The organism is Rhodococcus sp. P3_B8 (assembly GCF_056402775.1).
Map to the genome: position 1 here is coordinate 1 of NZ_JBFUGT010000414.1, position 4,889 is coordinate 4,889.

The 4,889-nt window shown below is 63.0% G+C and carries 4 protein-coding genes and 1 pseudogene; 1 reads left to right on the forward strand and 4 read right to left on the reverse strand.

Annotation, left to right across the window (positions count from 1 at the left end; all coding sequences use genetic code 11):
• Window positions 1-152: 152 nt before the first annotated feature.
• Window positions 153-812 (reverse strand): DUF6308 family protein, encoded by a 660-nt coding sequence (locus AC1D1G_RS41795; protein ID WP_477956560.1) that lies wholly within the window; start codon window positions 810-812, stop codon window positions 153-155.
• 157 nt (window positions 813-969) lie between these two features.
• Here AC1D1G_RS41795 and AC1D1G_RS41800 point away from each other — a divergent pair, with 157 nt between their 5' ends.
• Complete coding sequence (locus AC1D1G_RS41800) at window positions 970-1,731, forward strand: hypothetical protein (protein ID WP_477956561.1); 762 nt, start codon at window positions 970-972, stop codon at window positions 1,729-1,731.
• 18 nt (window positions 1,732-1,749) lie between these two features.
• On the opposite strand, the gene AC1D1G_RS41805 is transcribed toward AC1D1G_RS41800, so the two are convergent.
• From AC1D1G_RS41805 to AC1D1G_RS41815, 3 genes and pseudogenes are all read right to left on the reverse strand, one after another.
• Window positions 1,750-2,184: a helix-turn-helix domain-containing protein gene (locus tag AC1D1G_RS41805; protein ID WP_477956562.1), complete on the reverse strand. Its 435-nt coding sequence runs from the start codon at window positions 2,182-2,184 to the stop codon at window positions 1,750-1,752.
• A 492-nt stretch (window positions 2,185-2,676) separates the two neighbouring features.
• Entirely contained in the window at window positions 2,677-4,140 is a 1,464-nt protein-coding gene (locus tag AC1D1G_RS41810; protein WP_477956563.1) for a hypothetical protein, read from the reverse strand.
• Window positions 4,141-4,492: 352 nt separating this feature from the next.
• Window positions 4,493-4,889 (reverse strand): annotated as a pseudogene (locus AC1D1G_RS41815) (hypothetical protein); the annotation flags it as partial.

A 4,889-nucleotide genomic window follows, 5' to 3' on the forward strand; every position in this document is an offset into this window, starting at 1 on the left:
TCGTCAACAAGCACGACATCGCCAGACCATACAGCTGGGAATGCTCCCCGGACCCGGAAGCACCGCAGAAAAAGTCATGGTCGGCATACACAAACTCAGATCCCGCTTCACCCGCTCCTGAGCCGCGGCACATCCCCTCAGTCCGGGACGTGTCATCTTTCCAGGTCAGAGGACTCGCCCAGGCGGCGGTTCTTGCCGTCCATCCACGCGATCACATCAAACACGCGGAGCGCGGAGATCTCCTCCGGCAGGCCCGCCTCCTCGCGGAGCGACAGCAACCGGTGGTGCAATGCCCCGTCGTCGGCGCGGAGGGCCTCCCGGACCGGGTTCAAATGCGATCGCTCGGTGCCCAGGACCTGACTGACAACGGAGTCCCAGATCGGATACAGCCTGGGGCGTTTGCGGGCGATCAGCTTCGTCGCCTTCGTCTGGCCGATCCCCGGCAGCGCCCACAGGGCAGTTTCCAGGTCCCAGGCGGGCCACCCCGGGGTCAGCGGGTCCGGTTCGTCGACCAGGTCCCGATCCGGGCCTATCCCCGTCAGAAGGGCGTTCAGCGCCTCGGACTGGGTGTGCAGGATCGCCCGCGCCGCCTTCGGGGGGACCTGCACGGACAGGAACGTCACCGCGACCAGATCGTCCGCGGTGAACCGGTCCGCCTCCCCGGCCCGGTCCCCGGTGCTGGACCAGGAGTCGAAGTGCGCGCCGACGTAGGCGGCGGCGCCCAGGTACGGGCGGCCGTAATACCTCGTCAGTGCCTCGATCGCCGCGGCGTCCGAGTCGGTCGCGAGAGTGGTCGGCAGCCGCAATGTCATACCCCGCACCCTCTCACCCCCAGTGCCGGCGGCCGGGAACCGAGCCGGCGCGGTCGCTACGCGCCCGGCGTTGTGTGGACAGTATCGCGTTGCGGGCGTGACCCTTCGGACGCCACAGGGACGTGTCATCAGCCCAGTTCAGTGATAGGAATGCGCGGTGATCGATTCGCACAAAGGATGGCCTGCCGGCGAGTGCACCACCACTGGCTTCTTCGACGGCATCGACCGCTGGRGGACTGCGAACCCGCCGCCCGGCCCCCGGATTCGTGCCGCGGCGCGTCTGCAGCTCGGCAACTTCAGGCGCCCGCACCAGGCTCGCTGGTGGAAGGCTCTGGCACTGACGATGCTCCTCGCCGTCATCGCGGCGGCGGCACTCACCACCGTCGCGCTCGATGACGTCCTGATGGTCCTGCTCGCGGCGATCGCACTCATGCTGGTCGGGATATTCGTGTACGCCGCCTACGCGCTGGCACTGGCGACTCGATCCCGCGCCYACCCCGTCACCCGGTGGCGGCACCGGTGTCGGGTGATGTGGCTGACGAACCCCGCCAGCACGGTCGGGGCGGCGCTCACCGTCTACGTCCGCCGGGGCGGCGCGGTGACCTTCCACAACCACTTCCGATGGCCCGCAATCACACCCCAGCGACCGCCGGTCGCGCGCCAGCTACGGCTCGAACTACTGACCATTGCCGCCGAGGCCGGCCAACTCGTCATTACCTTCACGACAGATGAACGCATCGCCACCACGTACAACAGGGACGGGTGGCGGAAACCCACCGACGCCGAACGTCACGAGTACACGATCCCGGAAACGACGAATCAAAACGGCGAGCTCACGCGCTGGGATCTGCTGTTCGATCCTCGCGACGAAGAATGCGCATCGACCCTCACTACTTCAAGAGCCGAACTCGCTACCTGAGACCGCGGCTGTCGGTGGCTATGCGCCGCGGCGGGCGCGGGCGTTGTCGACCACGGACTGCTGAAGCACCCAGGTACCGCCGACACGGGTGGCCGGCAGCACCTTGCCCTTGATGGCCTTCAGTACGCCCTGGCGGGTCATTCCGAGGCCGTCGGCGGCCTCCTGCACCGACACCAGCGGCGGGAGGTCCATGGCGTCGGTGAGACGATCGAAATCGGCGGTGGTGAGCACTCGCAGCGACCGCAACGGCCACGGGTAGGTCTCCAGGACCGCCAGGGCCGTCGAGGTGGCCTGCCGCACCGATTCGGCGGGGATGGTGAACACGACCTCGGCGTGGCCGAGTTCCGAGCGCGCGGCCCCGCCGCTGTACTCGGCGATCGGGCCGAGCAGGGCGTCGGCGTTCTCCGGGAGGTAGCGAGATCTACGGACCGGCGGTATCCGACCCGTCGCCATAGGACCCAGCCATCAAGTGCCGTTTGTCTCCAGTTCGCCTCAGTTCTGTAATCCGGTTCGCGTTCGCTTCCCGCTTCTCAGACATGTAATCCGGGATCGGCCTTCCTTCGATAATCGCGAATATGACGCTGTGCAGTGCTCTTCGCGCGAGGTTCTGCGCAAATCCGGCGATAGAATCGCATGCCGCAGTCGACAGTGGTCCTCCGTGGATCGCCGCATTGCGGGAACGAGTCAGCCTCTTGACACGAGCCGAGACCCGGCTCTTCTCACGCTCGACGGCGAGGCCAATCGTGCGACCAGACTTCAGGGTGGATTCGAGCTCGGACAGGGGTCGTACGAGTGGGTGCTCCTTGTAGATCTCCTTGAGCGCTGATACGTGGTGGATCGCGATCCGTAGGTCAAATTCTCGGCCCCGTCCGCTCGCGTCCACCGCGGCGGCTATCTCTTGTAGTTCGGGTACCGGCGGCGCGGACGGTGATCTGTCCGGTCTGGTTACCTCGATAGCGTGGAAAGTATGCTCGCCGGCTCGTTCGAGGAAGTCGATTCTTGTTGCCTCGTCGAGCAGGTAGGTGCTGATGAATTTGTCCCAGGTTTCCGGCCGCGTGTTGTCCACGCATTGCAGTGTTCGATCGCGCGGACGGATGCCATGACGATCCCCTCGGAGTCGGACAGCGGCGCTATTTCGAGCGCCCTCTGCAGTTTGATCATTGGCCTGAGGGCGTCAGCGATCTCGCGGGTAATGGTATGTCCTTGTCCGCGAACTTCCCCAAGGAATTCGGCCATATAGTCGTTCTGCGAGAACAGTGGCGGCGTGCGGTCGTACTTTGGACCCCACTCCAGAGGCCGCGGGTGTGAGCTCCCCTCAGCGAAAATCAGTGCGCCGTTTAAAATCTTCCATGTGTGGCTTTCCGGCGATCCCAGGGCCAGGACGTTCTCGAGGTATCCGCGGGCGATTTCCTTCGCGCGGTGCGTCTCGACGTCCTTCAGGGCCACGCGCACGTAGACCATCCCCGGTTTGTGTTCGAACCCGGTGTACTGGTCGATCTGTTCGGGATCGGATTGCGTCGCGCTGATGCGATCGGTCAGTAACTCCTCCGGCACGACGCTGAACAGCTTGCGCGCGTGTTCATGGTCGATGATGCCGCCCGCCAGCACCTGCGCTGCGTAGAAGGTAATGTCTCCAAAGCCGACCCCGCGGTGAAGGGGTACAAACGCATTTTCGATACGCAGCCACACAACGATGTCCTGTTTCGGTGGATTGACCACGATGTACCGCTCCGAGAGTGAGATACGTTCGTTCACGGTCAAGCCGGTAGGAATTTCCTGATTCTTGGGGTCGAACTCAAGTGCTTCGTCGCCTACACGATGTTGAGCTCTACTGACATCGAATCGGTAGTCGAACAGTACGTTGCATGCGGTCTTGAGAACCCCCCAAAATCCGCCGTCCTGCCTTCGATGGATTTGCAGTCCGACCAGCGTATCTCGCAGGAAGGCGATCCGATCGTACGGAAACTCCGCGAAGTCAGTCGATCGGCAGGCCGCTATAAGGTCTCGCCATGCCGCGACCATTACTTCATCATCATCATCGAGCAGCTCGAACAGTGACGTTGCGTGTTTCCTGACTTCAGGTCGACGGTCCTCGTCGATGTACCTCTTGGGATTGCCGTCTGCGTCGTCCTTCGTCTGGACGAGATCATGAATGCTGGTGATGAGCTGGGTGGCGTTACTGTCAATCTCTCGGCGCAGTTCGGGACCGATGTAGGTCAACGTGTCTCGTAGATCCGTCTCCAGCGACTCCCAGTTGGGGATATGGATAGATGTTTGCTTCCGTTCATCGGCATCGGCGTCGACGATCTCGGAAACGATCGCTACAAGGTGCATGTAACCAGTCACGGACTCGGCCCTGTCGAGATGCTGTTTGATCTCCTCAAGCCATCGCTCGTGCTGCTCGAACATTTGCATCCTTCCTTGTTCTTATCGGTATACGCAGGTCGCGAGATGTGGGTTGCCCGCGCATGCAGGTCCGGTGTTCTTCGGCACACTGCGTTCCGCAATGCGCGATGAGTCGAGTTGCTTGGCGGTCTCGAAGGACCGACGGTTCCCATCCAGACCACATGCTGAGCACAAACTAATCCGGGTAGCGCTTCAGAGTCGGGTGACCTCGGGCCGGTTGGTCTTCATTGGGGCTCTACTGGCCTCTTACACCGACGTATTGAAACGCAGAGGACATAACGCTGGGCGCGAGAGCTCCGACGACAACATGTCATCGCGCGGCTGCCCGTGACCACGAGGGGGCCGGCCCGCCTTCCTACATTGGTTGCCTAACCTCGGCTTCCTTTGTGCCCGTGTGCAGTTGTTCGGTTTGTTTCGGAGCTGCCGGCACCCATTCCCGCAGTTGTTCGGTTTGTTTCGGCGCAGCCGGAACCCATTCCCGCAGTTGTTGAACCACTGTGCCGTAGAACGCGTCGGTCGATGACGTCACGCTCGTGATGAAGCTCGCCGCGGTACCCGACCGCCGGCCGCCCATCGGAAAGGCTTGTTCGAGGGAGAAGGAGACGATGTCGCCGGATCGCCCATTGGTCAGTACCTTCGGGTCCGCCCGCACCGTGTCGAGGTGCTCGCAGGCTTCGTTGCCGCGCTCGGAGAACACCGCTTCGACCTGAACGTCTCCGGGTACGTCCTTGAGTTGCCTGAGTAGCCACGAC

Coding starts and splice junctions, on each gene's coding strand:
- AC1D1G_RS41810 (WP_477956563.1), bottom strand. CDS start 4,140: ATGTTCGAGCAGCACGAGCGATGGCTTGAGGAGATCAAACAGCATCTC.
- AC1D1G_RS41795 (WP_477956560.1), bottom strand. CDS start 812: ATGACATTGCGGCTGCCGACCACTCTCGCGACCGACTCGGACGCCGCG.
- AC1D1G_RS41805 (WP_477956562.1), bottom strand. CDS start 2,184: ATGGCGACGGGTCGGATACCGCCGGTCCGTAGATCTCGCTACCTCCCG.